Source organism: Halomonas sp. AOP5-B2-8, from assembly GCF_052376475.1.
Classification (GTDB): domain Bacteria; phylum Pseudomonadota; class Gammaproteobacteria; order Pseudomonadales; family Halomonadaceae; genus Vreelandella; species Vreelandella casei.
Map to the genome: position 1 here is coordinate 760358 of NZ_JBQSVS010000001.1, position 26987 is coordinate 787344.

At 51.1% G+C, this 26987-nt stretch carries 26 protein-coding genes and 2 pseudogenes; 7 read left to right on the forward strand and 21 right to left on the reverse strand.

The features are described from left to right. Positions 1–15 precede the first annotated feature (15 nt). From ACT3RP_RS03380 to ACT3RP_RS03425, 10 genes are all read right to left on the reverse strand, one after another. The gene (locus ACT3RP_RS03380) at positions 16–432 is read right to left on the reverse strand and encodes a lysozyme inhibitor LprI family protein (protein ID WP_483393235.1); all 417 of its coding nucleotides are present in this window, start codon (positions 430–432) and stop codon (positions 16–18) included. A 218-nt stretch (positions 433–650) separates the two neighbouring features. Beyond that, the gene (locus ACT3RP_RS03385; protein ID WP_483393236.1) at positions 651–1055 is read right to left on the reverse strand and encodes a hypothetical protein; all 405 of its coding nucleotides are present in this window, start codon (positions 1053–1055) and stop codon (positions 651–653) included. A gap of 110 nt (positions 1056–1165) precedes the next feature. Then, positions 1166–1531, reverse strand: a complete 366-nt coding sequence (locus ACT3RP_RS03390; protein WP_483393237.1) for a hypothetical protein — start codon at positions 1529–1531, stop codon at positions 1166–1168. Positions 1532–1641: 110 nt separating this feature from the next. Continuing rightward, positions 1642–2463 carry a hypothetical protein gene (locus tag ACT3RP_RS03395; protein ID WP_483393238.1) on the reverse strand — a complete coding sequence of 274 codons (822 nt, stop codon included), beginning with the start codon at positions 2461–2463 and terminating at the stop codon, positions 1642–1644. Between the two features lie 29 nt (positions 2464–2492). Then, on the reverse strand, positions 2493–2849 hold the full coding sequence (locus ACT3RP_RS03400; RefSeq protein WP_483393239.1) for a hypothetical protein: 357 nt from the start codon (positions 2847–2849) through the stop codon (positions 2493–2495). 89 nt (positions 2850–2938) lie between these two features. Then, on the reverse strand, positions 2939–4324 hold the full coding sequence (locus tag ACT3RP_RS03405; RefSeq protein ID WP_483393240.1) for a hypothetical protein: 1386 nt from the start codon (positions 4322–4324) through the stop codon (positions 2939–2941). An 89-nt stretch (positions 4325–4413) separates the two neighbouring features. Then, positions 4414–5595 (reverse strand): SEC-C metal-binding domain-containing protein, encoded by a 1182-nt coding sequence (locus ACT3RP_RS03410; RefSeq protein WP_483393241.1) that lies wholly within the window; start codon positions 5593–5595, stop codon positions 4414–4416. 114 nt (positions 5596–5709) lie between these two features. Continuing rightward, on the reverse strand, positions 5710–6288 hold the full coding sequence (locus ACT3RP_RS03415; RefSeq protein WP_483393242.1) for a hypothetical protein: 579 nt from the start codon (positions 6286–6288) through the stop codon (positions 5710–5712). 271 nt (positions 6289–6559) lie between these two features. Continuing rightward, the gene (locus ACT3RP_RS03420; protein ID WP_483393243.1) at positions 6560–6781 is read right to left on the reverse strand and encodes a hypothetical protein; all 222 of its coding nucleotides are present in this window, start codon (positions 6779–6781) and stop codon (positions 6560–6562) included. Between the two features lie 267 nt (positions 6782–7048). Further along, positions 7049–7429 carry a winged helix-turn-helix transcriptional regulator gene (locus tag ACT3RP_RS03425; protein WP_483393244.1) on the reverse strand — a complete coding sequence of 127 codons (381 nt, stop codon included), beginning with the start codon at positions 7427–7429 and terminating at the stop codon, positions 7049–7051. A gap of 78 nt (positions 7430–7507) precedes the next feature. Between ACT3RP_RS03425 and ACT3RP_RS03430 the strand changes: the two genes are divergently transcribed. Next, complete coding sequence (locus ACT3RP_RS03430) at positions 7508–8284, forward strand: SDR family NAD(P)-dependent oxidoreductase (protein WP_483393245.1); 777 nt, start codon at positions 7508–7510, stop codon at positions 8282–8284. A gap of 136 nt (positions 8285–8420) precedes the next feature. Here ACT3RP_RS03430 and ACT3RP_RS03435 read toward each other — a convergent pair whose 3' ends face one another. Continuing rightward, a complete protein-coding gene (locus tag ACT3RP_RS03435; RefSeq protein WP_483393246.1) occupies positions 8421–9074 on the reverse strand; it encodes a DsbA family oxidoreductase in 654 nt (217 codons plus the stop codon). 136 nt (positions 9075–9210) lie between these two features. Between ACT3RP_RS03435 and ACT3RP_RS03440 the strand changes: the two are divergent. Together ACT3RP_RS03440 and ACT3RP_RS03445 are read left to right on the forward strand one after the other, a co-directional pair. After that, a pseudogene (locus ACT3RP_RS03440) lies at positions 9211–9306 on the forward strand (AbrB/MazE/SpoVT family DNA-binding domain-containing protein); the annotation flags it as partial. 60 nt (positions 9307–9366) lie between these two features. Next, positions 9367–9621 (forward strand): PIN domain-containing protein, encoded by a 255-nt coding sequence (locus ACT3RP_RS03445; protein ID WP_483393247.1) that lies wholly within the window; start codon positions 9367–9369, stop codon positions 9619–9621. Between the two features lie 46 nt (positions 9622–9667). Here the strand turns inward: ACT3RP_RS03445 and ACT3RP_RS03450 are convergent. The 10 genes and pseudogenes from ACT3RP_RS03450 to ACT3RP_RS03495 all read right to left on the reverse strand — a co-directional run. Next, positions 9668–9934, reverse strand: a pseudogene (locus ACT3RP_RS03450) (MBL fold metallo-hydrolase); the annotation flags it as partial. Between the two features lie 85 nt (positions 9935–10019). Then, a complete protein-coding gene (locus tag ACT3RP_RS03455) occupies positions 10020–10949 on the reverse strand; it encodes a DUF4238 domain-containing protein (protein WP_483393248.1) in 930 nt (309 codons plus the stop codon). Between the two features lie 81 nt (positions 10950–11030). Next, positions 11031–12098: a hypothetical protein gene (locus tag ACT3RP_RS03460; protein WP_483393249.1), complete on the reverse strand. Its 1068-nt coding sequence runs from the start codon at positions 12096–12098 to the stop codon at positions 11031–11033. Between the two features lie 96 nt (positions 12099–12194). After that, entirely contained in the window at positions 12195–13133 is a 939-nt protein-coding gene (locus ACT3RP_RS03465) for a hypothetical protein (RefSeq protein ID WP_483393250.1), read from the reverse strand. Positions 13134–13408: 275 nt separating this feature from the next. Next, entirely contained in the window at positions 13409–14290 is an 882-nt protein-coding gene (locus tag ACT3RP_RS03470) for a DUF7281 domain-containing protein (protein ID WP_483393251.1), read from the reverse strand. Further along, positions 14287–15522: a hypothetical protein gene (locus ACT3RP_RS03475; RefSeq protein WP_483393252.1), complete on the reverse strand. Its 1236-nt coding sequence runs from the start codon at positions 15520–15522 to the stop codon at positions 14287–14289. The genes ACT3RP_RS03470 and ACT3RP_RS03475 overlap by 4 nt, the downstream gene beginning before the upstream one ends. After that, positions 15519–16148 carry a condensin complex protein MksE gene (locus ACT3RP_RS03480; RefSeq protein ID WP_193062861.1) on the reverse strand — a complete coding sequence of 210 codons (630 nt, stop codon included), beginning with the start codon at positions 16146–16148 and terminating at the stop codon, positions 15519–15521. The genes ACT3RP_RS03475 and ACT3RP_RS03480 overlap by 4 nt, the downstream gene beginning before the upstream one ends. Beyond that, complete coding sequence (locus tag ACT3RP_RS03485; RefSeq protein ID WP_483393253.1) at positions 16145–19810, reverse strand: ATP-binding protein; 3666 nt, start codon at positions 19808–19810, stop codon at positions 16145–16147. The genes ACT3RP_RS03480 and ACT3RP_RS03485 overlap by 4 nt, the downstream gene beginning before the upstream one ends. A gap of 123 nt (positions 19811–19933) precedes the next feature. Continuing rightward, positions 19934–20956, reverse strand: a complete 1023-nt coding sequence (locus ACT3RP_RS03490; protein WP_483393254.1) for a histone deacetylase family protein — start codon at positions 20954–20956, stop codon at positions 19934–19936. After that, on the reverse strand, positions 20934–21644 hold the full coding sequence (locus ACT3RP_RS03495) for a GntR family transcriptional regulator (RefSeq protein ID WP_483393255.1): 711 nt from the start codon (positions 21642–21644) through the stop codon (positions 20934–20936). Before ACT3RP_RS03495 ends, ACT3RP_RS03490 begins: the two co-directional genes overlap by 23 nt. 215 nt (positions 21645–21859) lie before the next feature. Between ACT3RP_RS03495 and ACT3RP_RS03500 the strand changes: the two genes are divergently transcribed. The 4 genes from ACT3RP_RS03500 to ACT3RP_RS03515 all read left to right on the forward strand — a co-directional run bounded on the left by ACT3RP_RS03500 (position 21860) and on the right by ACT3RP_RS03515 (position 26960). Next, positions 21860–23416: an ABC transporter substrate-binding protein gene (locus ACT3RP_RS03500; protein WP_483393256.1), complete on the forward strand. Its 1557-nt coding sequence runs from the start codon at positions 21860–21862 to the stop codon at positions 23414–23416. Between the two features lie 74 nt (positions 23417–23490). Beyond that, on the forward strand, positions 23491–24471 hold the full coding sequence (locus ACT3RP_RS03505) for an ABC transporter permease (RefSeq protein WP_301733444.1): 981 nt from the start codon (positions 23491–23493) through the stop codon (positions 24469–24471). Beyond that, positions 24468–25301, forward strand: a complete 834-nt coding sequence (locus tag ACT3RP_RS03510) for an ABC transporter permease (RefSeq protein ID WP_441686742.1) — start codon at positions 24468–24470, stop codon at positions 25299–25301. Before ACT3RP_RS03505 ends, ACT3RP_RS03510 begins: the two co-directional genes overlap by 4 nt. Before the next feature lie 27 nt (positions 25302–25328). Beyond that, positions 25329–26960: an ABC transporter ATP-binding protein gene (locus ACT3RP_RS03515; protein WP_483393257.1), complete on the forward strand. Its 1632-nt coding sequence runs from the start codon at positions 25329–25331 to the stop codon at positions 26958–26960. Positions 26961–26987 lie beyond the last annotated feature (27 nt).

Consider the following 26987-nt stretch of genomic DNA (forward strand, 5'->3'; position numbering starts at 1 on the left):
TCCATGATCAAAGCTTTACTCAATATCTGGTTCCGGTAAAACAGGGGGCGTACTGTCCATATACGTTAGGAAGTCTTCCCAGATGTCATGCGTTCGCTGTTTCGTTAACCGGGTACGGCACGTAATTCCCATGACGCCTCGAATGGTTCCATCGCGCCATTGCGTATAGACAGAGCCGCAATGGGCAGCGGCATACGCCTGCCACTGCTTTTGAGCCACTTTGATAGCATCGACTAACACAGGGTCAACCGCGTTATGTTCAACGCTCGTTTCCAGATAGTGGGTGAGGTCATCCTCGGCGACCTCTAACTCGATAGCCGCGCACCGATTGGTCTCAAGCGTATTCATTATATTATTGCAATCAAGCTCCTCGTCGTCAGCAACGGCTGATAACGACATGGCAGCAAGAACTAATAGTAAACACTTTTTCATTTTTTCCCCGAAAGCACATAACGTACTGGCTAAGCTGCCGCAGCATAGCGCTACGAGAAGAACTTGTTGGGCTAATTTTTCACGTTTCCGTAGCAGTGGTTACTGTGCACATGGGTAATCAAGATGAATTTCGCCGCATTTTCGACTGGTTTGGAGCCCAGCTAAAAACCAGTCCGGCAACATGTGCTTTCCACAGCCAAAGGCTAATTATAATTTAATTATTCTGGACATGGCGTGCTTTCCCCTGGATTAAGAATGACTTCGTATTGAGTCTGGAAGTCATTGCCGCTATTCCACATTGTAGTGTGTGTTTCAAAACCTACTTTTACGACGCACCAATTCCAAAAAAACACCTGCGAACCGTGAATCATTAGAGATTCAGCGCGCCACTCCTTAATTTTTGGAAAGCTTGCCTCACCTCTATAACTGGTTTTATCCATCATCCTGCTTTGTTCAAAACCATAAGGATAAGAGCTCGATATTAAATATACCCAAGCATTCTGAATGGGCTTTCCTTCACCATCAGTTACGAGAACTTCAGCCTCCGGCTGAAGAGTTTTGTTTATTGGATAAACAACACAGCCTGATAGCAATAGAGTAATCGCTAGTATTATTAATTTCATGTGTGATTAGCTATAACGTTTTACGTAAGGGGCGACCGGAGCCGCAGGCGGAGGGAACCACAAGCGCAGCTTGTGGCCATACCTCTCAACGAAATTGTTAGGCGAGTAGGTTACCACTTATTGAACTCAGCGTTAGGTATTTGCAATGCGGACAAGGATGGCACTGACGACTGAACCAACGCAATACACTCCCTAAGCGACAAGATTGCTTGAAGTGAGCCGCTCTTGTCTTTGACAATAAAGTCGATGAGAACAGAGCCATCCCCATTGACGTAGAACTGCAAGGTTTCATCAAACTGATCAATTAGCCCGAGATGGTTTCCGGGGTGGTTCAACACTCCATTCATTAACGCCTTTATCTCAGGAAAGTCGTGATATGACTGATCTTCCGGCATTCCGAGACCGAAACCTTCGGGGCGCGTATCTTCAAAAAACAACACAAACCCGGGGCTATTTTTTTCAGGCCATTCCGCCATTGCTGATGTTCCTTTCTGTCACCTAACGCCCGCATTTTAGGCTGATTTGGAGCGCAGCGGAAAAGCAGTCCGACAACATGCGCTTGTCAGGTGATTTACCACGCTCGTAGCTACAGATATTTCCCAAAATATTCACCTACAGCCTTATGACAATATTTGTCTTCACCTCGCCAATATTCAACAAAAACCCAGTCATTCCTACCTTTAACGGGTCGATCGTAGCTGCCAGGCTTTAACACACCAATACTGGCTAAAATTTCAATTAATACCTGTCTTTCCGCTTTACTAGACTTTATGACACCAGCCAACCTTTTTTCCAGGGCACTAGGATAATCTGATGGCTCCGAGAACTCGATGATTTTCAATATTTCCTTGAAACAATAAATATCTTCATCATCAGGTTCAGGGATATCTGTATTTGCAAATTGGTTTAAGTCAAAGTACGTGTACAAGATATCACCATGGCGGACACCACCCCATTTAATACGCTCAAAATTCAATACGTTTATATCAGTGTTATCATAGTTCTGACGGCCCACTACCCCGTATTGGCAATCCCTGCACACCCCGCAGGTATAAGAGTGTGAAGTGAGCTTCCCATCAGTATATGAAGTGCCGGAGATAACTGGTGTATATTTATGCACTGGTATTTTTTTGGCAATTGAATACGAAGATAAAGAAGACCTCCAGTCCAAACGGCGAGATGTCAGGCTACTTAAAAAACCTTTAGCAATTTTCTCTCGTGATATTTCACTAACCAAATTTTCAATAGCTTCTATGCACGCATCATGAGAAATTGAAATTGGATCAAACATTAAACCTTGTGACTTAGCGTACTCAAAGTTGTCACCAGATAGGACTCTATCTTTGGAGTCAATCCACCCATTCTTCCAGTAGGTGGAGAATAATATTTTCTTCGCTTTCTTATCCATACTCGATTCTGTGTTCACCTGATGCCAAGCTAAGCGGCGCCGCTTTTGGCGTCCTTGCTTGAGCTTTTTGTTAAGGTTTTGTACGGCCAATATCGCTTAGATGATAGAAAACTAAGTACGGTCGACCAGAAAATTATTGCAAGCAACAAAATGCTACCAAAAACGCCTGAAGCACCACCGCTAGGGAAAATAAGAAGCATTGGCAAATAGTCGATTAGCCCCACCCCAAGAAGCCCCGGAGCGATAATTATGTACCCCGGTATTGCTAATACCATACCTATAGCATTTGCTTCATACGCTGATGAAACAAATGAACCAGCTAGAACAAACAGGCAGCCAATCATTACCAACACTATGCCGGAAGCAATTCCGATTAGAATTCGCATTTCTTCCTCGATAAACCTTAACGCCCGCATTTGCGGCTGGTTTGGAGCGCAGCGGAAAGCCAGTCCTCCAACATGCGCTTGTTAGTTTTTCACTTGCTCGGTGTGAATTGTTCAATGCTTCCACAGCCTTTGCAGCTTACTTCTAAAACATCATTAACCATTTGAACTGCTAAATTTACAGATTTACAGTAAGAGCAGCATAATTCACTGCTTCTGCCAGCCTCACTTTCACAGAAGTATCTTGGGTGAAGCTCTTGCTCCCAATGTTTTCCTGGCGATTTGTGAAAACCTGAATCTTCATCTTGCAGAAAGAAATCGTAAAAAACCTGACTTATATATGATCGTGGAGCCCTACTATCTCGGGTATATTTATAGGTATTCCATCCTTCATCCATTGCCCTCTCACCTAAAGACAATATTTTATTAGGAATGGTATTGGCAGCGTGTTTTTTATTGTTAGCGTATCCCTTTGAATAGTATATGTGTGCATTTTCGACAGATTTTTTTACAAAATAATAAATTTCACTGACCGAAAAACTCTGCAGCAGTTGATTAACAACTTCCCTTGTTTTATTTTCAGCAGAGAAATTTACACTGAGTTCATCGGCCCTTACATGTACATATTGTAGAACTTCTTCTCTTGCAATTCTGAATAGTGTTTTAAGTATTTCCTTTTCCCATTGAGGCTGAATTCCATTTTTTAGTTCTTTATATATTTCATTGTAGACTTCATTTAGCCCAGCTCTCTCAACGCCATCAAATGTGACATTTGGAATCCATCTAATTCTATTGATATAGAATGATTTAAACTCTTCATCCTCAACAAATGCCTCGACCCTTGACTCTGGATCAATAATTAAAGCACTACAACTAAAAAGCTCCTTTAAACAATCAATATTCATCTGTTCTGTAGGAGATAAGGATTCAGTCCTAAATGGGTCATCAAGGGATAATATATACGCAAATTCTTCATCTGTTTGCATTCTGAAAAGAGTTAATAAAATCAACTTATGAAAAAAACTCAGCTCAGAGTAATCTATTGGCTCTCTACCATCAAGATCATATAGCTCTCTAATCGTCTCTTTTTTTTCCTTTTCCGCATCAAGCTTCTGCTGCTTTCTGATGATTACGCAGTTTTCGCATTCACATTGCTGCTGGCGATATCCAAATTTCTCAGAAAATACTTTGTGATCGCAATTAAAGCATTCAATAGGAGGAATATCCCAGCTACTAGCGTTTTTGCTCCTACGTTTAGTAAACATGGGCATATCACAATATGGGCATAACGTATCATCAAGCTTTTTTGGAGGGATTACCTTTATCAGTTTGTTAGGATTAATATCGATCTTATAGTCCTCGATCAACACTGAGTTTTTTTCGCCTTCCAAATACTTTTGATAAAGTTCCTCTATTTCATTTGAGGAAAGGTGTTTAATCTCGTCTGCAACCTCAATTTCGAGTGTTTGTTCACTCATGATTAAACTCCATATTGATTGAAAACTAACGCCCGCATTTGCGGCTGGTTTGGAGCGCAGCGGAAAAGCAGTCCGACAACATGCGCTTGTTAAATGTTGGTCACTGAACGTATTGACCCAGAGACATCTTTTGAGACCTCGCCATCGATCTCAAATGGCTTGGTATAATTTTCGGTCATAGCTAAATTATATATTGCTTCTTTTGCGCCTGGATTGAGTGATCCCCACCAATCGAGATCAAAATATACGTTTTCTGCGTAAGCAAATATAGATTTAAAAAGCCAGTCTTTTATAAATTTTTTATCGTGTGAAAACACATCCAACAAGTACCCACCGATAACTTTGTGCTCCTTCAAGTGAGATAAAATATATGCAGCGTTTCCGTTAATCGTTACCGTCGACAATGAAAAATGCTGAAACTTATATGAAGGATCGCCCAAATTTTGAAACTTTGTGCCATCGACTTTGTAATAAGGAGAAATTGATGCGCATACAGCCACAGAAATAGGAGCATCCAACTCAACAATATAGGAAGTTAAAAAGCCGAAAGTGCTATTGCTATATAGATTCTCGTACCTTCCTTTTATTGAGTCTATATCGCCAAACCCTTTATATATGTCTCTTTTTAAAAACCACAACTCTTCTTGTAGAATTATCTGGTCGCTTAACCTATAACCCATATCAATGTTACTGATCTTCCATTCTACTGCTTCCTTTGCGGCATTCTTTTGGTAAAACTCATGGCAAACGGCTCGATATGAACTTGCCCAACACTTTTCACAAGATATAGAAAACTCTACATTTTCAATATTCTTAAACAGATCGGTGTCATGATAGCTGCAAAAACCATAAAATATCGATGCCTGTTTTTTTACTCCCGACTTTATATCTCCTACATTTTCAAAACCGTTAGTGTTTCTATAGAACGTTCCCACATGACCATCTTTACAAAAGCTAGATAATACTCTCCCCCTCTGAACTGTATGAGCTCCCTTGATGGGAAGGTCACAATTCTTGCTATCGAAAGACGCGCAGCAGTATTTTTTTGAATCAAATATGCTAGACAATTTTTTCCTTAGCTCACCCTCGCTAATCTTTCTCTTGCCTTCTCTATCAAGATGGCAATCTTTAAAAGACTTTCCGCTTTTGCACCAACATGGCTCTTCGGATTTAGTTTGTGCGGCAGTCAGAATTGCGTGAGCAAATCTCATCTTCGACTCATCATTGAATCCTTTAATCATTTCTCCTATTTGTTTAGAAATGTCATCCATGCGCTCAATATCTCCGAACATTTAACGTTTGGTTAAGGTGCGGGCTTTAGCCCGTCCCAGAGAGCGAAGCGAACGGTTTGAACCATTTGTTATGTGCTTCGAATAACCTTCATGTCAGTATATTTTTTCACCATTAATGCCACCCACTGATCTGAAAAATACTGACAAAGAATTTAGGGCTTTTTCCCAAGCCTCATATGCATTGATAGGGGATGGAAAATAAGAAGTATTTATAAATACACTGCAAGTGAAGCCGCCTACATTAGCCTCTAGGAAATGCGCTTGCATCAATTCCCAGTCGAATTTTATTTGAATGTCGAATTTTGAATGATTAAGAAGACTATCAAAGTGAAAGAAGATGGGGAAGTAAACTGAAGCATCTTGCACTGCTTCTTTAGAGTTTACTGCGAACTCAACGTAGCCAGTGTAACGATGGCCGTTTTCGTCTGAAACGGGTGCGCTAGTGCAGCCAACACTAAAAAGAGAGGTTTCCGGTGCGTTAATAGATACGACTAACTCTTTTAGTGCCTTGTCTTTCGCCAACTCAGGTATTTGTTCTATTACCTCAGGCGCGTTCTTTGCCATTTTAAAGCCGTAGTTCGCATCGCCATCTTCTCGAAGCTCGCCGCGTCCGCCATACGGAATATCCTTTACATCATGGTTGATTGACATCAGATTTAAGTATTTCCGCATGATTTTTCCTTGGCACATAACAGTGATTATACGGAAGGCTACATAACCTCAATAAACGCGACGGCACATTGCTTGAGGTTATACTGCCCCAAGAATCGACTCTAACCCATTGCTTCTACTGTGAGCAAAGCAAAATTTGGCAGTATATTCAAAAGTCGCGTGCCTGCGCGTTTTACCGGTTTCAATCATCCTGACGCATGCGCATCACTCGGCAATGCGCATGCGGTCGAAGGGCACAATAGCGCGGGTCTCGCGACAAAGTGATATGCAATTACATCAGCCCCACACACACCATCTCCCCACCCAACCACTGCTGCTTAAGCCCCCGCTGCTTTTTCAGCATCAGCGTCAGGTAGTCGCGCAATAGATGAGCGGATGGCAGCGCGGCAAGGTGCTTGCGAAGCCTGCGCTCGCAAGGAAACTGTTCAGCAGGCACATGCAGCGACGTGGTGTGTTGGATAAGCCATTCGATGGTGGGCAGAGTGGGTAGCACTGCTGCTCAGCGCTAGCGTAACGCCTTTGACAACAAAGTCACCAACGTAGATATGTGGCCGATGGGTTTTGCGCCAGGCCTCAGCGAGTACGGAAAAACCGCCGCCGTAATAGCTATCGCCAAGGTAGACGACCAGCGGGTTTGAGTAGCCGCTTAGCGTAGAAATACCCGGCGAAAACACATCGCTGACGAGGCTAAAGTCACTGTTGAGGCGCTGCCACGGCTATCAATGGCGTCGGCGAAGCGGCCGTTAAGGTCACCGATCACCTACCGGCTGGCTTTGCGGCGGTCCATCGCCGCGGCAATGTCCTCTTCGTGCTCTTCACCCCAGCCGCACAGCGGCTCCATGGCCTGCACCAGACTGACCCCGAAGAGCGTCAGCGAGTAGTCGACGCGCAGCGGGATCTCTCCGTAGTCGGTTCGCTTGACGATGCCGTCGGACTCAAGCTCTTTCAACTGTTGGATCAACATTTTGTCGCTTACACCGCGGACGCTTCGCTTGAGTTCGCCGTAACGCGTCGGCCCTCTGTGTAAAAAGAATAGAATCAACGGCTTCCACTTTCCGGAGATCACGTGCAGCGTCGCATGCAGGCCACAAATGAAGCGTGGGTATTCTGAGTTTTCTTTCGCCATAACGATACTTACCAAAAGGTGCATACTTGAACATTAGTAAGTGGTTTATATATCGTTAAAGCGAATCGAGTCAACACACATTGAGACCCAAACATGAATCGGCTAAACGGTAAAATCGTACTTATCACCGGCGGAGCCAGCGGCATCGGCCTGGCCTCTGCCCAACGCCTCATCGACGAAGGCGCCTTCGTCTTCATTGTCGGCCGGCGCCAGGACGTCCTCGATAGCGCGGCGGTGGCACTGGGATCCAACGCCCGGGGTCTCCAGGCGGATGTAACGAAGCCGGAGGATCTCGACCGTGTATTCGAGACAGTCCAGAAAGAGAAAGGGCACCTGGACGTACTGGTGGCCAACGCGGGCGTCGGCGATTTCGCAAGCCTGGGACAGATTACCCCCGAGCACTACGACTACATCTTCGACATCAACGTCAAAGGCACCCTCTTCACCGTCCAGAAGGCTCTGCCCCTGATAAAGAACGGCGGCTCCATCATCCTCACCGGATCCACGGTGGGCAGCATGGGCACCCCGGCCATGAGCATCTACAGCGCCTCCAAGGCGGCCGTGCGCAATTTGGCGCGCAGCTGGGCTCATGACCTCAGGGGAACGGGCATTCGCGTGAACGTCATGTCGCCTGGCCCGACCAAAACAGACAAGGTGATGGAACTGCTCCCGTCCGAAGCCCTGAGCGAGATGAAGCGGGCCGTACCGCTTGAGCGTATGGGCGACCCCAAAGAAACCGCAGCCGTGGTGGCGTTCCTGGCGTCCGACGATAGCAGCTTTGCGAGGTGTTCGTTGACGGGGGCTACGCGCAGGTTTAGGGGCCAGGTGGGAAACGGGAGGCAATCAACTAAAAGGGGTCCGTTTGGTTAAGAACCAATCGATCGGACCCTTTTTATTTCTGAGATGAGCCAGCCATAGGCACAATGTCAAATTCGATGAGGTCATTGCCGTGGTGATCCCAGACACTCAACAATTGAGAGCCATCGGTATTCATAAGCTAATAACATTAACGGTTGGCGTTTTCCTCGACGATCTTACGAAGCGCATCGACAAGCACGTCAGTTGGCTGGGCACCGGAGATCAGGTAGCGACCATCGAGGATAAATGCCGGCACGGCGCTTACCCCTGCCTCCATGAATTTCTGCTCTGCCGCGCGCACTTCGTCCGCGTATTGATCGGAGCGGGCGATGGCCTCGGCAGTGTCACCGTCAAGCCCAACCTCAATGGCTTTCTCCCGCAGAACCGCTGGGTCGGCAGGATTTTTCGCCTCACCGAAATAGGCCTCAAACAGAGCCAACTGCAGCGCCGTCTCTTGATGCTGCGTTCCAGCCCACGCCAACACGCGGTGGGCCGCGAACGTATTGTTCGCCCGGCGCTCTAGGGCACCACGGAAATTCAGCCCAAGCTCATCGGCCACCGCCATAATCTCGCGCTGGGACTGCTCCATGGTGGCCGCATCCTTGCCGTACTTGCGGCACAAGTGCTCCAAAATCGGCTCGCCTTCGGGCGGCATATCCCGGTTCAACTCAAAAGGCTGCCAGACCAGCTCAACGTCGATCTCTCCATCGAGTGTCTCTAATGCTTGCTCTAAGCGCCGATAGCCAATCGCGCACCACGGGCATGCCACATCGGACACCAGGTCGATTCTTACCTTTTGCATTTTGTTAATCCCTTCGACATATTCCAAAATTCAATCACACTAAAGAAAGCATGTTACGTGTATGTAGTGAGTAACGGCAGTACTGATTAAGGAGGCCACCATGGAAAAAGCAGCTGTGTTTAAAAGCAACCGAAGTGAAGCGTGGGATAGCTGGTTTGATGGCCAAGGTGTCACCGCAGACTTTATGAGTGAACGCGAGCAGCCAACCGAACAGGAGCGCGAGGGGTTTTGATGCTTAAGTACCTGCTTGACACCAATATCTGCATGTTCACCATCAAACATAAACCTCCCCATGTTCGTGAGACCTTTAACCAGCATAGCGACCAGCTCTGCATCAGCAGCGCGACTGGACGTTCTCGACTACGACCCCAGCGCCGCCTACCACAGTGGCCAGCTACGTAGCGAGCTGGCCAAAGCGGGCACACCTATCGGCCTCTATGATCAGATGATTGCCGGGCATGCTCGTTCAAGAGGGCTGATTCTGGTGACCAATAATCTAGGTGAGTTTAGTCGCGTATCTGGACTTAGGGTCGAGGATTGGATTTAAGCCCACTCCACGTACACCACTTCCTCACTAAATCGTCATTGCTTTAAATGGTCAGCGGTGCTTTCCGTCCGCCCATTCCCGCACTCGCCAGTATGCCCGGCAGCCCATAGCAGTGGTCGCCGTGCACGTGGGTAATCAAAATGGCTTTCAATGAATGAAACGACAGCTTCGTGTGCAACACCTGATGCTGGGTGCCCTCACCACAATCAATCAGGTACCAGCCCTTTCCCTTGCTCTCTCGCAAGGCGACCCCGGAGACGTTTCTCTGCTTGGTGGGCACACCGGCTGAGGTGCCTAGGAAGAGTAGATTCATATTTTGTTTTTGATCTCTTCTGCACTTGCTCTATGAATAAGGCGGTGGAGTGACCGCTAGCTAATTAAACAGTAGCGCTCCTAGCTCATAACGTCACATTATATTTCTCTGCAACTTGATTCAATTCAAAACTGGACGCAGCATATATTTGCTCATATGATAAATCGATAATGGCATCATTAAAGCATACCACTTCTTCCTCACTTAAATCCTTGCTTGGCACGCTTAGGTATTCACTTCTTTTTGTCAATAGCAACGCTTTATTCGGTGACAATGGATAATAAAACTCCAAATGATCGTGTTCTGTCACCTCTTTACCAAAAGCTGCGTATGTATTAATTATTGGTTGGTCGCCGGTTATAAACAGAGTATTTGTTCGATTTTGCAAAATGACAGCGCTCCACAATGCACGTTCGACATAAATGCTACAGCCAAGGGTAGTTGCAAAGATATGGCTTAAAATATTCCACGCTTTATCTATATCTAGAACACGTAACTCTGATACCGCATTTCCAATATTTTCTTTAGTATTCTTCGTTCTGAAATACTGAACACAGAGGTAGTGTATGAATTCAATGGCGCTATCTTCGTCGCTTAAAAAATCAGTATTATTAGTTAGCATGCCCTCTAAAAACTTAATGGCACCGGATTCAATATTAGAGTGAAAATTCTCACTTAAATTAACAATTTTCTTTTCGATTTCTTGCTCAAAATCAGAATCGCTGATACCTAAATCATTTACTTTTTCACGAATCTTAAAGACAGCAGTAAATAGCTCAATCCACCCGTGGTTTAGTTTTTTTATCATCTCTGAATGACTTTTATTGACAATCAGCCCTATAACCTCAATGTCTTGATCTGTCAGATCTTTTAATCGGTAAAAATCGCGCTCTTGTCCGATATTCATTAAGTTGGTGAGAAAAATTTTGTCATCGCGATAGCACCATACCTGCTCATTGTCAGACCATGCTCGCAAATAATTTCTCCAGACATAATGATGTTTTCTCTTTTTCATGCTTTCTTACTCAAGAAAAAATAACGCAAGCGTGATAGGCGCGATCTTGCGAACGTCTTTATTGACGCATTTATTGTAAATTTAGAATTCTTGCGCATAGACAATCACCCTGTGACTTGAAGCCTCACCTATAAATTCACTATATAACTCTTCTAGTTCTGCGTAGCTTAAATCTTTTGAACCGATCTTCCCTTTATTGAAAAGAAATTCGAACATTTCGCTAGAAAGGGAAATATCTTTTATGTTTTTGTATTCAAGAATGTCAGCACCTCTAGCGCCCTTGCTAGTACATTGTTCTATCTTGCATATTGGCAAATGCTCACCTGTTGAGATGAATTTTTGATCTGGCTTTTGTAATTTGTCTGTAGGTCGTAGGAATGCGGAGCAGCATGGAAACCTATAGTCATTTTCTTCTGCATTTGAGCTACAGACTCCTTTTTCACACAAAAATCCATTCATTTTGGATATTTGTTCTAGCATTCTTTCATCTGACAGGTAAAGCTTTCGCTTTTCCCATATCTTATATTGTACTGCAACTATCGCTACAGCCTCTTCATCTGGGGAGTGCCTTTCATAAATTAGATCAGCCCCTGTGATATGCTCGATTTTATCAGGATGGAGCACTCTTAGCCTTAAGACCTTTTCATTTGGAAGCTTAAAATCTCGATACCCTTGTCCCGTTACCAAAGAAGGTACAGCTCGTTCTACATTATATGCATCTCTAAAAATAAGTTGATTTTCGCTGTGCTCTTGAGAATCTAACTCTTCTCGTGCTTTGTAAAGCTGGCCGAGTTTCCTTTTTAACTGATCTACTCTATTCTTATTCCCTTTCTCTTTTTCAGCAATTTTCAGAAGACTTTCATCTTCTGAAATAGCTGATTTCACAAGGTCAATGGCTTCGATAGTCAAGTCATCCCGTATAGACATGTATTCAGCTCTTTGACGATATTCTTTCGTCGTATCACTCACCCGTTCCCTTTTCAATTCGCTGACGTCGTCACCTAACAGTTCAGGATAAACTGCACCACCTAACTCAAGTGCATTATCATATGTGGATTTATCCATATCTCCATTTGATGCAATCTTTGATAAACCACGGAAAGCGTTTAAAGAAATCCACTCTGCATTTAATCGATCGATATCTTCCATTTTATTCTCGAATTAAGGACTTACATAACGCCTTGCTCACCGGTAAATTGCGAGCGAAGCGAGCAATTTATCCGTGTGCAGCAATTTGTTATGAGATTATCTAAATACATCAAGTATCTTTTGTAATAAGGTACGATTATTGAATTCTTTAAGTGTTTTTGAGCACTCTTTCAGTTTGGCCTCCTGAGCAACTAGTCTATCTTTATGTCGCTTCAGATCATTATTACTATTGGCTAATTCTTGATTTAACAAGCTGGATTTTCTAGCTTCAACTTCGATCAATTCTTTTAGTTTAGAGCTTATCTGCTTCTCAGAATAAATTAGCCTTTTGTTGTATGCTTCTGATGACGGATCAACTACAATTTTACCGTATACTTTATTGCTAAATATACTTTTCAAAAAATTATAGTAACGCTCCAAATCATTTTCATCAAAAGGCTGCTTGTTCAGCTCTTCCTTAAATCTCAGCTTCTCAGTTATGTTTATTTCGATAATTGGTATGTTGTGCTCTAAAAAGTCTTGTACTTTTTCTGGCTCGCAACCATGACTAACTTTTACTTCAAGAGCTACCTTTCCGCCCCACCTTTCATAATAAGGATTATCATTGGCAAAAAACCCTATTAGATCAGGAAAGTAGGATCGGCCACTTGCAAGCCTAATCTTTAGGTCTTCAGTATTTATTTCTGAAAAATTAAATGTGTACTCATTTTTTCCGAAAACAAAGTTAATCGAGGACAACTCAGATAACACCAATATTGCAATGGAGTGGGATAGCGACTCGCCATCTCCAGAGACGGTATTCCCTCCTGAGTTCTCAATGTATCGAAAAAATCCTTTTACTACAGGCGTCATTCGAGACCGCTTGCTTTCATTAGTTTGAGTACTAAAAAAAATCAGTTTATTAAATTCGAAAATATCGTGTTTCTTTAGCTTTAGAACTTGCCAAATAAAGAAGAGCTTTAGTCGTCCACGTTCATCTTTGATGAAGTTTCCTGAGTCTCCTTTGGCATACGCCCAGATTTTTTTATTTGCCATAGCAATTATGCACGTTTCTCATAACAGTGATTATACAGAAGGCTGCATAACCTCAATAAACATGCCCGCTCATTCATTGAGGTTATGTAGCCACCTCATTTGACCCTACCCCACTGACTCTCCTGAAGGCAAAGAAAAAATAGGCGGCATATACAAAATTCGCGTGCCTGCGCGTTTTGCCGGTTTCAATCATACTTATGCATACGCATCATCCGGCAATGCGCATGCGGTCGAAGGGCAAAATAGCGTGGGCCTCGCGACAAAGTGAGTTGCCATTACACCAGCCCCACACAAACCATCTCCCCACCAAACCACTGCTGCTTAAGCCCCCGCTGTTTTTCCAGCAGCAGCGTTAAGTACTCACGCAATGGATGAGCGGCTGGCAGCGCAGCAAGGTGCTTACGAAGCCTACGCTGATAAGGAAACTGCTCAGCAGGCACATGCAGCGGCGTTGCGTTTTGGGTGAGCCATTCGAGGTTGGGCAGAAGTAAGTGAGTGGCGCCACTATCCAGCGCCAGCGTAACGCCTTTTACATCGAAGTCACCGGCGTAGATATGTGTTCGACGGGTTTTGCGCCAGGCCTCGGCGAGCAAGGCGAAGCCGCCGCCATAGTGGCTGTCGCCGCGGTAAACTATTAGCGGATTAACGTATTCGCTTAGCGCTGGGCTATCGGCTGAAAACTCATAGAAGCTGTCGAGGTTTTCGACCTGAACTAACGCGCTGAACGCGCTTAGCTTTAGCGTCTGAATATCTACATCGCGAATGGTGCGCGGCGGTTGTGCAAGCCCGTGTACGAACAACGGCGAGGCTTCCGGCGGTAGGCTGATTAATACCCGCCGTGCGCGGGGGCTTTCGCGGTTGGTTTTGTCTTCTTCTACGCCTTCTTTTGCCTGGGCGCCGCTGGTCAGGCCGCTGAGCGAGCGGCCTAGAGGCGCTATTTTGGCGCTTTCGAGTACGTCATTAATCTGTGCCAACAGCGCGGCATCAAAGCGCAGCGTTTTACCGCTTAGCCTCGCGGCTAGGTCAATATCATGCTGATGACACCAGGCCACCATGTCGTCTACCCACTGACGGCGCGGCCGCACTACCGTGGGCTGCTGGCAGAGTAAACGGGCGACTTCATTAAGCCCGGTGCGCGCGCGGCTGGGTAGGTTCATACCGGCACAGCCAGCTGCAGTTCAACGTCGTGAATCAGGCGCAGGTGATTGAAGGTACTCGCCTGGCTTTCCTGCTGCTTGAGTCGAAACGCGCGCTGATCGTTGCGCGGCAGGCCTTGGTACTCGGCAATTACCTGGAACAGCCAGATCTCATCCGGCCACTCCAGCGGGCTTTCGTGCAGGTACTCAAGGGCGCTGACCGGTTCCGCCTCGGGCTGATCGATCACGCTTAAATAGAAGTGCTCGACATCCTGTTTGAGCGCCTGCTGCCGGGCGGCGGCCATGCTAGTTTTCTGGGCTTGAGCCGGGGCCGCGGCTTCTACTGACTGGGTGGTATGGCGCGGCTGGGGTAGCTGGTGCAGCAGCTCAGCCAGGGCTTGGCTGTCGAGGTTGCGGTCCAGCGCCGGGGCGGCGGCGGCGCTTAGCGGTGCGGCTTGATTCACCAGCGTGGGCACCTCGCTGCGGCGGGCATAGTTGCCCGGTACAAAGCCGGGATGCTCGCGCATAAACGCCGCCATGCCGCTAATCAGGCGGCTGCGCGCCTGCTGCTTGCGAAAGCGCGCCATGAGTTCGATCAAGCGCCGCTGTACTTCGCGCAGGCCGGTGTAGTGGTTACTTAACTGCTGCTGAAGCTGGCTGATCAATAGCTTGCGCAGGCTGCCGTCGCTACCCACCAGCTCAATCAGCTCGTCGAAGTCGATTAGCGCTAGGCCGTCCAGCAGCCTCGCAATCTGCTTTTGGGCGCGGTCGTTTTCACGGATTTTGTCGTTGAGCTGGCTAACAAAGCCAAAGTCGCTATTGAGCCGCTGCCACAGGCTATCAATGGCATCGGCAAAGCGGCCGTTAAGGTCATCGACTTCCTGGCGCAGGCGCATCAATTGCTGCTCCAACCGCCAGTGCTCGCCACGGCTGCGCGCCTCGCGATAGCTGTGTACCAATGAGCGAATCAGCTCCAGGGTTTCCGCTACGTCTGCGTTGACGTGGCGGCGGGTCTCGTCGGCTAGCATTTCAGCGATCAGTTCGCGCACCTTGGGCGCTAGCTTCACGCCGCTCTGCTCATCCGGCCGCCATAGAATGCGCGCCGCCAGCAGCTTACGCAGCGCGCTGTCGCTGAGCGATTCCAGCGGCACTTCATCGCGGGTGTAGGCCTGCATCAGCGCTTCAGAATGCTTGCCCAGCAGCGCCAGCCGTTCACTGCCGGTTTTTAGCAGGCGGCTCTCTAGCTCACTCAAAGCAGCGCCTCCTGCTTGCCCTCTTCACCTTCGGCATCAATCGGCAGGTTCTCTTCATCGCGGATAAAGCGCACCAAGTCCACCAGGTAGTCGATCTTGCCGGTGACCACAAACACCTGCCGCTCTGAGTGCGGCTGGAGCAGGTAGCCGTGCTCTTTCAAGCGCTTGAAGACCTGCTTTACCTGGGCATCTAACTGGTCACTTTGGGAACCAAAAAAGCTGTCGGTGGCCAGGCGCTCCAGGCGCTCGCGCAGGCTTTGGTTATCTTCGCACTTGGCGCTGAATTCGGCGGGTTTAAGCACATCGCCGGGGGCGGCCAGCGTGTCACGGCCTAGCGCTTCTTGAACCAACTGCAGCCATTCCAACAGCGGCAGCAGGCTATTAAGCGTATCGCCCAGCTGGCGCGAAAGCTGGTCACGGGCGCTGTCGTTCAACTGTCGCCAGGCCAGAAAATAGACGCTGCCGTCTTCATTACTGGCCAAGCGGCGGTTGAGGGGCCGCAGGTAGGTATCGATCTCCTCACGGGTCTCTTCATTGGTGAGATGCCGATAACCGCTCTCATCGCTGATCGGGCAGATAAACTCACCGGCCAGCAGGCGCTCAAGCAGTGGGCCATGTTCGATCATGCTGTCACCTCCTGCTGACGTTCCTGGAGCCGCTCGGCCAAGCGGCTTAGCCGCGGCTCAATACGTTTTAGCACCCGCTTGTTGGGCTGAGTGTCATCGCGATCAATCAAGTAACGGTTGGCGAACAGCAGCAGCACGTCCGATTCAGGGTTGGGGAACGCACCTACAATGTGAATACGATTGCTGTCGCAGGCATCAAACAGCTTTTCGACGTTGTGGTACGCCAGCGTGCCAATCTCATCAATCGGCCAGTGGATGGCGATTTCCGCATCGCCGCGCAGCAAGCGGGTAAAGGCGAGCAGAAATTTACACAGAATCAGATACGCCATGCCGTGGCTAGAGGATTCCAATAGCTGGCGGTCGTTTTTGATCACCAGATCCGTGCCGCCTTCATTTAAGTGCAGCTCCAGGCGCAGCAGGCTTTCAAAGCTGTACTGCTGGTCGCTACGCAGCAAATCAACCACGTCCGCCAGGGTGTTTAAGTAGTCTTCGCTGGGCAGCGTTTGGCCGGATTCGCGCCATTCTTTATAGCGCTGGGCGAACAGTTTCAGCGGCTCCCAGAAGCCCAGCTCATCGATGGTGGACTGGATACGCACTTCGGCCTTGCTGATGCCCTCCAGGCGCAGGTCATCGGCGACTTCTTCAGACAGCCGACGGCTTTGGGCGCTGATGCGGCGGTTCAAATCGCGGAACACGGTAAAGAACTTATCCAGGTCGTCGCTGAGGTTACGGCCTTCCTGAATCAGCTGCTGTTGTTGATCTTCGAGCAGTTTGAGCATGTCGCGCAGTAGCGGTAGCTGTAGGCGCGGGTTGTCGCTTTGCAGCTTGCTGCGTTCGCTCTCCAGCGCTTCGGCAAAGCCGCTGCTGGCGTCCTTGATCAGTTGGCTCTCCACCTCCAGGCAGCCCCGGCGCAATTGCTCGATCTGCTGGTGGCGATTACCCAGCGCCTGACGGGCGCGCTCAATGCGCTCATCCACATCACCCAGCGCTGAGCTTGGCACTTGGCCGTCAGGTTCAATAGCCAGGCTTTCTAGCTGCGAGAGCAGTGGCTTCAACGCTTCCAGGCAGCCATGTTCACTTTCACGCTGGCTTTTAAGCCCGCTTACAGCACTCTGGTGAGTTTTACGCGCGGCCTGAAAGTCGTTTTTGAGATGCTCTTTATCGCGTGCCAATTGTTGGTCGGCCTGCGCAAGTTCGGCTTCTTGGGCGACAAGTTGCGGCTTGTGCTGGCCCCACTCGATGCGCATAAAGCGCGTGTAGTCGGTGAGCTCATCCTGGCGGGCAGCGGTCGTGCGGATGCGCTCGTCCTGGCTCGCCAGGCGCTCTTTAGTGGCTTTTAGCTGGGCCGGGTCGACGCCCTGCTCGGCAAGTTCTTGGCTAAAGGCGTCTTCAAGCTCAGCGCGCTGGCGCTGATGTTCGGCATTGGCATCGCTAAGCTGCTGTTTATACTGGCGCAGCTGGGCATCCAGGCTGTCTACCTGGCTTTGGCCGTCGACTTTTAGCTCCAGCAGCTGGCCTTGCTGCGTTTCGCCAAGCGCCGCGAGCGCCTGCTGTTTTTCTTCACGCAGTGCGGCTTGCGCCTGCTCTTGGTTGGCTAACGCGGCCCGATGGGCGGCGCGGCGCTCCTGCTGGTGCTTGGTTTGACGCTCCTGCTGCTGGCGGCGCGCCTCTAGCGCGAACTCGACTTCCTGCTCGGCGCGCCGATGCGCCATGCGGGCCTGATCCTGGGCTTCATCGGCCTGCTGTACGCGCTCGTTGTGCTGTTTAAGCGCTTTTTCGGTTGCTTGACACTCTGCCTGCACGCGCCGCTTGGCGGTATCCGCCTCTTCAATCGCGGCCAGCAGGCTGGCTTCATCCTGGGCGTAGCTCGGCAGGGCAATGGCAGAAAGATCTAACGCCAATCCAAACAGGTCGTCGCTAGCGCCTTCGGCAAGCCGTGGGGCTAAATCGCGCCGCTCTAATAGCTCTGGGGCAACAACCTTGCCTAGCTGCTGCTCCCAGCCGGGGCGATGGTAGCGCAGAAAGTGGCGCAGGCTGCCCTGCTCGGGGTCACGCTGCTGATACAGCGCAAAGCTGCGCTGCTCGGCGCGTTCAAGCTGTTGGCGAAGCTGCACCAGTTGCTGCTCAGCGGCGTCTCGTTCGCGCTTGCGGGTTTCAAACTCACGGCGCAGCCCGTCTAGGGTTGCGGCCGCCCCGCTGCGCTCCTGCTGAGCTTGGTCCAAGCGCGCCTGGGCAAGCTCCGCGTCGTTGGCCTCTTGCGTGGTTTGGCTGGTCAGTGAAAGCTGTGCTTTAAGCTCAGCTAGCTGCTCAACGCCTAGCTCTAGCTGGGCCTGATACTCGCCCTCAAGGCGCTGGCGCTCCTGCTGATAGCGTTCATTGAGCTTTTGCTCCGCCTCCCACTGCTGTTCGCGGCGCTGGGCTTTCTCTTCCACCAAGGCGTCGATCAGCTCCTGGGCTTCACGCGTTTGGCGGGCCAGCGCTTCAGACAATTCGCGCAGGCGACCGTCGAGGCGCGCTTGGCTTTCCTTGAACTTATCCTGAAGAAGCTGCAAATGTTTCTTTAGCTCTTCGTACTGCTCCCGCCACTGGGGCAGCGCGTTGATGTCGCGCTCCAGGGCGGGCATGTCCGCGTCAGAGTAGCGCTCAAACTGGGTTTGCAGATCATTGAGACGGCGCTGGGTGTGCTGTAAATCGCTGACCACTTCGCTATGGCGATCATTAAGCTCATCGCGCGCCTGGGCATAGCCGCTTTCACGCTGCTGAAATTCGCGCTGATGGCGAGTAAGTTCAGCGTCCACGTCGGCCATACGCCGCTCTGCGCGCTGGCGGTCATCTTCAAGCTGAGGCTTTAGCTGCCATAGCGTGGCGTCTAAATGGGCTAGCTCGCGGTCGATACCGGCCAACCGAGCCAGCGATGCCTGCAGCGGCTCTAGCCGCATGGATTGGCGCATCTGGGCAATCCACTCCCGCGCTTTGGTATTGCGAATGCGCGTGACCGGCAGCTCAACCCCGTCTTCTTCAAAAATCGCCGCCAGCATGGTTTTGAGGGTGTCCATCTTGCCCTCTTTGGCATGCACCGCGGAAACCAGCTTTTCGATATGGCGAATGCGGCGCTCGGGTTTGACCAGGCTGAACTGGGCGGCGATCTGGCGCAGTTTGAGGCCATCGCGGCTGTTGCCATGCAGCTGGGTAAAGTCGTTTTGAATCACCGAACGAAATTCAGAAGTCGCGCCCAGCTTGGACGACACCGGCGTGCCGCTGCGACGCAGACCGCTGGCCCACTGGCTGTAATCCAACGCGGCCACGCCCGCCTCGCTTTCAACCAAGTAATCTTCCGGCTGATAGGGCCCGCCCACGAAGCGATACTCGACCCCGCCTTCGGCTTTACGGGTGAGCACCGCCTGGCAAACATTGCCCGCTTCGCGACGATATTCATACACTAGGTAGCTATTGCGATGAGGCAAATAAAACGCATCGAACTTCATGCGGGTTTTCGGCACGACCTTATTAGGCAGCTCGCCGTAAAACACCGGCACCAGCCGCTGCAGCGTGGTTTTGCCTGAGGCGTTGGTGCCACAAATATTGGTGTGGCCGTCCACACTCAGTTCCACCACCCCTTCCAGGTGGCCGTGAATCATCACGATGCGTAGCAGGTGGGCCATGCCGTGTCCTTTCGTTTGCTGATCGAATCGTTTTGCTGATCAAAGAAAGCGCCTATCTTGCCAGACACATTGATAGCTTGTCTTACTCTTATCGAGCGTTTGGATTCGGCATTGCCACCAGTATCAAGCGGTGCCCAGCAACCCTGCAAAGAAACTCACCGCGTTGGCTTCTAATCCTTCAAGGTAATATCCGCCTTCCTGCACCACCAGCGTGGGTACGTTCAAGCCGGCTACTTTACGGCCTAGCTCACAAAACCCTGGGGTTGAAACAGTCACCTTGGCTTGGGGGTCAAGCGCGTAAATGTCGAATCCCAGCGCCAGCACTATCGCATCGGGTTCAAATAGCCGAATGGCTTGGCAGGCTTGCTCCAGGCGATCAAAAAACACCGATTCTGGTGAACCGTGGGGCATCGGTAGGTTGAGGTTGTAGCCCAGCCCGGCACCCTGCCCACGCTCGTCTTCAAAGCCGGTTACTGCGGGGTAAAAGTTAGTGGTATCGCCGTGGATCGAGATATACAGCACATCGTCGCGCTGGTAGAAAATTTCCTGAACACCCTGCCCATGATGCATATCGGGGTCTAACACCACGATGCGCGGGTAGCGCGTTTTAAGATGCTGCGCGGCAATGGCGGCATTATTGAGAAAGCAAAAGCCACCGGCGGAGTCGATGCCGGCGTGATGACCCGGCGGGCGCGATAGCGCATAGGCAAACCGATCACCCGCCAGCAGGGCCTCGGCACCGGCCACCGCGCTTTGCGCTGACCAGTAGGCCGACGGCCAGGTGTGCTGGCCCACCGGTGCGCTGCCGTCTGCCAGGTAGCGAGCGGCTTCTGCCAATATGCCGCGCAGGGCGTTGGGCGAGCGCACGAAGATGTTGGAGATGACCTCTTCCCCCCAGTCTTCGTCAAGCTCATGCCAGCGCCGATAGGCACTTTCAAGAAAACGCAGATAGGCAAACGAATGGACCGCCCTTAGCGGCGCCACGCCGTAGTCCGAAGGGTCTTGAACATCAAAACCAAGACGTTTAGCGGCTGCCAGTAACTGCGTGGCGCGCTCGGGCATTTCCTGGGGCGTGCGCATTTTTCCGCGGGAGAAGTAGGTTTGCGGCTGATGGAGCAGTTGCTCAGCGTGGAAGAATGTTTTCATCGGGATGCTCCCCTATTTCGCCCACGCCCTTTACCACGGAATCGCGGGCCACGCCGATATGGTAGTCAATTGCCTCGCGGCAAGCCTCAGGGCTACCGCTATCCAGCGCATCGAGCAGTTTGAAGTGGCTGGTCGCAATGGTGTCGGGGGCTTCGTGCGTTTTGGTAATTAAGGTAATGCATAAGCGCAGCTCATGGCTCAAGTCGTCAAAGGCGCGCAGCAGCCGCTCATTACCGGCGTAGTGCAGCATTAAGCGATGAAACTGCAGATCTTCTTCAATACGGCGCGTGCCGTCGTTACCGGCGGCGGCCTCACAGAGCACCTCTACCTGTTGCTTTAACGCGCGCTGGGCATCGGGCGTATAGCGGCCAACTAGGCGATGAATCGCATGGCGCTCCAGGCACAGCCGAAAATCAAAGGCATCTTCGAGTTCAACGGCATTCAACGCCCTTACAAAGAAGCCGCGCCGGGGTTTTGAGATCAGCAGCCCGCGGCTTTCCAGCAGGCGCGCCGCCTCACGCACCGGTGCACGGCTAACGCCCAAGTCGCGGGAAAGCTGCACTTCTGAAAGCCGCTCACCGGGCAAAAAATGCTGCTTAACAATCGCTTGGGTCAAGTAGTCGGCAACTTGCTCGGCTAAGTTTTGCTGTTGAATAAAGGCCTTGGGAGGCACCGTTGATGAGACCATAAACGTTACTCATGGGGTATGACGCGTTTTCTTCAGTATGACGAAAAAAACCTTCTTGTCGACGAACGATTGCCGACTGTCGACAGTTTTACCACATGCTGCTATTTTCAAAGAAGGCTTACAACAAACATCACAACTGGGCCTAACACGCCACGCCTCGCTCGCCTAACGACTACGTAAACTCATTACGTGCTAATAACTGAGGAGCAGGAAACATGAAAAAAACTTTAGCGTTGGCTATTTCCGCTGCAGCACTCGCTTTTACCTCTGCCGCCCTGGCTGATGAGCCGAAGCTGGGGGGAACTGTTAACACGATTATTCAGCCAGAGCCGCCAGGCTTGGTGCTAGGCATGGTTCAAAATGCTCCCACGCGCACTGTGTCAGGCAATATTTACGAAGGGCTCATACGCTACTCCACTGATCTTGAGCCGATGCCGCAGTTGGCAGAGTCATGGGACGTCAGTGAAGATGGCCGCACCTATACCTTTCACCTCCGCGAAGGCGTTACCTGGCACGATGGCGAAGCCTTCACCGCGGATGACGTTGTCTTCTCTGCCGATGTATTCCACCGCGAGTTAAACCCCAGCGCACGGGCGGTGTTACAGCACGTTGAAAGCATTGAGGCCACCGACGACCACACCGTGGTCTTTACCCTGATTCAACCCTTTGGCCCGTTCCTGCTCTCTTTTGAAGCGGGCACCTTCACCATGGTGCCCGAGCACCTTTACGCCGGCACTGATTTCCGTAATAACGAGCACAACGACCACCCGATTGGCACTGGCCCGTTTAAATTCGCTAACTGGGAGCGCGGCACGGTTATCGAGCTGGTCAAAAACGAAGACTATTACGAAGACGGCCTGCCCTACCTGGACGGCATTAACTGGCACATCATTCCTGACGGGGCATCCCGCGCAGTCTCATTTGAAAATGAGAGTATCGATGTGCTGCCTAGCGGCACCGTCGAAAACTTCGATATTCCTCGCTTAGCGCAAATGGATAACGTTTGCATGACCGAAGAGGGCCACGAGTATTTTAGCCCCTACTCGATGCTATGGATGAATAACCGCGAAGGCCCCACTGCGGATAAACGCTTCCGCCAAGCGGTGATGTACGCCATGGATCGGGAGTTCGCCCGCGATGTGCTGTGGAACGGCCTGGGTAAAGTACCGCTTTCTGCCTTTGGCTCTAACGCGCGCTTCCAGAATGAAGATTTAGAACCCTACGACTACGATCCAGATCGTGCCCGTGAGCTGCTAGAAGAAATGGGCTACGACGGCGAAGAGATCACCATTCTGCCACTGCCTTACGGTGAAACCTGGACCCGTTGGGCCGAAGCCGTGCAGCAAAACCTGCGCGAAGTGGGCATTAACGTCAGCACTCAAGCTACCGACGTGGGCGGCTGGAACCAGCGCTTGGGCGACTGGGATTATGACTTGGCCTTCACCTACCTGTACCAATACGGTGACCCGGCGCTGGGCATTTCACGTACCTATCTTTCAGACAATATTGCCAAAGGGTCGCCCTGGAATAACGTTGAAGGCTACGAAAATGCACGCGTTGACGAGCTGTTTAACGAAGCAGCCACGGCCTTTCCTGACGCAGAACGCGAGGCGCTTTACCGCGAAGTCCAAGAAATCCTCCATGAAGATGTACCCGTTGGCTGGCTGATGGAGCTAGGGTTTCCGACGCTATACCGCTGTGATGTGAAGAACCTGGTGACGTCTAGCGTAGGCGTTAACGACGGCTTTAAGGATGCCTGGCTAGACCGCTAGTTTTTAGCAAATGCCTAGCCCCACCCAGGCATTACGCGCTGGGTGGGCGTTTCAGCTACGTCAGGAATGTGCCCATGGTTTACGCTCGCTTAATACTCATGCGGCTTTTTAAAGCTGTTATTGTGCTGTTTTTAATCGTTATTTTTAACTTTTTACTGATTCAGTTGGCCCCTGGTGACCCAGCATCCATTCTGGCTGGCCAAGCGGGCGCTGCAGACCAAGAGTTCCTCAATCAGCTGCGCGAGCGCTTCGGCCTCGACCAGCCGATGTATGTTCAACTCTGGCGCTACGTGTCGGGCATCGCCATGCTCGATTTCGGCTACTCCTACCGCCTTGGCGTTCCGGTGTTTGACCTGATTATGGCGCGCCTGCCCGCTACGCTACTGCTCACCGGCACGGCCTTTGTGCTTTCGTTAGTACTCGGCATCGTCGCGGGTTCGATGGCGGCAGCGCGGGTTAAAAAGCCCTCTGGCTCGATCATTATGGCGCTGGCGCTGGTGTTTTATGCCACGCCGCTGTTCTGGGTCGCGCTGATGTCAGTGGTGGTGTTTTCGGTTTACTTGGGCTGGCTGCCGGCCTACGGCCTTTACACCGTTGGCGCAGGCCATACCGGCTTTGCGCTGGCGCTTGATGTCGCCAAACACCTGGTGCTTCCTGCGACAACCTTAGCGCTGTTCTTTATGGCGATTTATACCCGAATGACGCGCACATCAATGCTCGATGCCGCTCAGCAGGATTACGTTAAAACCGCCCGGGCCAAGGGCTTAAAACCGAGCATTATTCAGCGCCGCCATGTGCTGCGTAATGCGCTGCTGCCGATTATCACGCTAGCAGGCCTTCAAGCGGGGCAAATGGTGGGCGGGGCGATTCTAACCGAAACCGTGTTTGCCTGGCCCGGCATTGGGCGCCTCATGTTCGAAGCGCTAGAGCAGCGCGACTACAACCTGCTGCTGGGCATTTTCTTCTTCTCGGCGGCCTTGGTCATCGTCTTCAATATAATCACTGATGTGGTGTACAGCTTGGCTGATCCACGCATCAAGAAGGGGGCCGCATGAGCTTTTTCGCACGCTTCGCGCAAAACCGTGGCGCCCTGGTAGGGCTGATTATTTTGCTGGCGATTATCGCGATGGCCATACTCGCCCCGCTGCTGTTTCCTGAGTCGCCCTGGCGTATGGTGCAGCGGCCCTTTCTGCCACCGCTCTCGCAAGATGGGTTTCCGCTAGGCACCGACACCATGGGTCGCAACGTGGCTTCCGGCTTAATGCACGGCGCCTGGGTATCGCTTTTGATTGGGCTAGTTTCGACCAGTGTGGCGCTGCTTATTGGCGTTCCGCTGGGTGCGATTGCCGGTTACTACGGCGGGTTAGTTGACGACATACTGATGCGCTTTACCGAGTTTTTTCAGACAATTCCCAACTTCGCCCTGGCGATCGTGCTGGTGGCGATTATGCAGCCCAGCATCACCTCAATAGTGCTGGCGATTGCGATTGTCAGCTGGCCACCGGTGGCCCGCCTGGTGCGCGCTGAGTTTATGTCGCTGCGCAACCGTGAATATGTCGAGGCCGCGCGCTTAGTTGGCCAATCCAATAGCACTATTATCCTGCGCCAGATTCTGCCCAATACGCTGTCGCCCATTATCGTGCTGGCGTCATTAATGGTGGCCACCGCTATTTTGCTGGAATCGGCGCTGTCGTTTCTGGGCTTGGGTGATCCTAACGTGATGTCCTGGGGCTATATGATTGGAGCGGCGCGTACGGTGATTCGCCAGGCATGGTGGCTAAGCTTCTTTCCGGGGGTAGCCATTTTACTGACGGTACTCGCGTTAAATCTCGTGGGTGAAGGGCTAGACGATGCTTTGAATCCTAAACTTTCCCGCGAGCGCTAGGCGCTTGTTATGGCTGGAGTGCTTGTTATGAATGAAGCATCAACAGAAAGCGTACTTAGCATTCGCGATGTCAGTATTGCGCTACCTAAAGGCGCCGATCGCACCCTAGCGGTAGAGAATGTTAGCTACGACGTAAAGCGCGGCGAAATTATGTGTGTGGTCGGTGAATCAGGCTCCGGCAAGTCAATGGCCGCCAATGCGGTGATGGGCCTGCTGCCGAAAGGCGTGCGCCCCACCCAAGGCGAGATAATGTTTGAAGGGCAAAATCTACTCGCCCTGACGGAAAAGCAGCACCGCGCCCTGCGGGGCCTGAAAATTGGCATGATTTTCCAGGAACCCATGACCGCTCTTAACCCGCTGATGCGGGTAGGCGCACAAATTGCCGAAGTGTTTGAAGCCCACGGCCAGCTGACGCCCAAAGAGCGCCAGGCGCGTGCGCTGGAGCTGTTAATTGAAGTCGGTATTCCGCAGCCCGAAAAAGCCATTCGCGCTTATCCATTCGAGCTTTCCGGCGGACAGCGCCAGCGGGTGATTATCGCCATGGCGTTGGCGCTGGAGCCTAGCCTACTGATTGCCGATGAGCCCACCACGGCGCTGGATGTCACGACCCAGGCGCAGATTCTGGAGCTGATTCGCGATTTGCAAAGCCGCCGCGGCATGTCAGTCATGTTTATTACTCACGACTTTGGCGTCGTCGCTGAAGTCGCCAACCGTGTTTGCGTGATGCGCCACGGAAAAATAGTAGAGCTAGGTGATGCGAAAGCGGTGCTGGAGACGCCTCAGAATGCCTACACTCAGGCGCTGATCGCAGCGATTCCCAGCAACGCGGTACCACCGCACCGCGAGACCAGCCAGGTAGCGCCTCTGCTGGAGATCAAGCAGCTCAACAAAGTGTTTCGTTCCCGAGGCGGCTGGCTCAAACCTTCCCGCGAAGTGCGTGCTTTAGAGGATGTTTCACTCACCTTAGCTAGGGGTGAAACCGTGGGCATTGTGGGCGAATCCGGCTCGGGCAAATCTACCTTGGGCCGCTGCGTGGTGAGGCTTGAGCATCCTGATAGCGGCGAACTGCTGCTGGATGGCATCAACCTTTCGCAGCTTAAAGGCGATGCGCTGCGCCGCGAGCGCCACCGAGTGCAGATGATTTTTCAAGACCCTTACGCCTCGCTCAACCCGCGTACCAAAGTGGGCATGGCGATTGCACAAGGGCCGATTGCTAACGGCACGCCCAAAGCGGCGGCGCTTAAGCAGGCAGGTGAACTGCTGGACATGGTCGGCTTGGGCGCCGGGGCGATAGAGCGTTACCCGCATGAATTTTCCGGTGGCCAGCGCCAGCGGATTGGCATTGCCAGAGCGCTGGCATTGAATCCAGAGCTGATCGTCGCGGATGAAGCCGTCTCAGCGCTGGACGTGTCCATTCAGGCTCAGGTGCTGGAGCTGCTGGAAGAACTGAAGCAGCGCCTCTCTTTATCGCTGCTCTTTATCACTCACGACCTGCGCGTGGCGGCGCATATTTGCGATCGTATTGTCGTCATGCAGCATGGCCGCATTGTTGAGCAAGGCAGCGCTGAGCAAATATTTCTCGCTCCGCGCGAAGCGTATACTCAAGCGCTTCTTAAGGCGATTCCAGGCCGTGAAGCGCCTGTAGCAGCGACGGCTTAACCATTCATAGCCGCGCCTATTTAATCA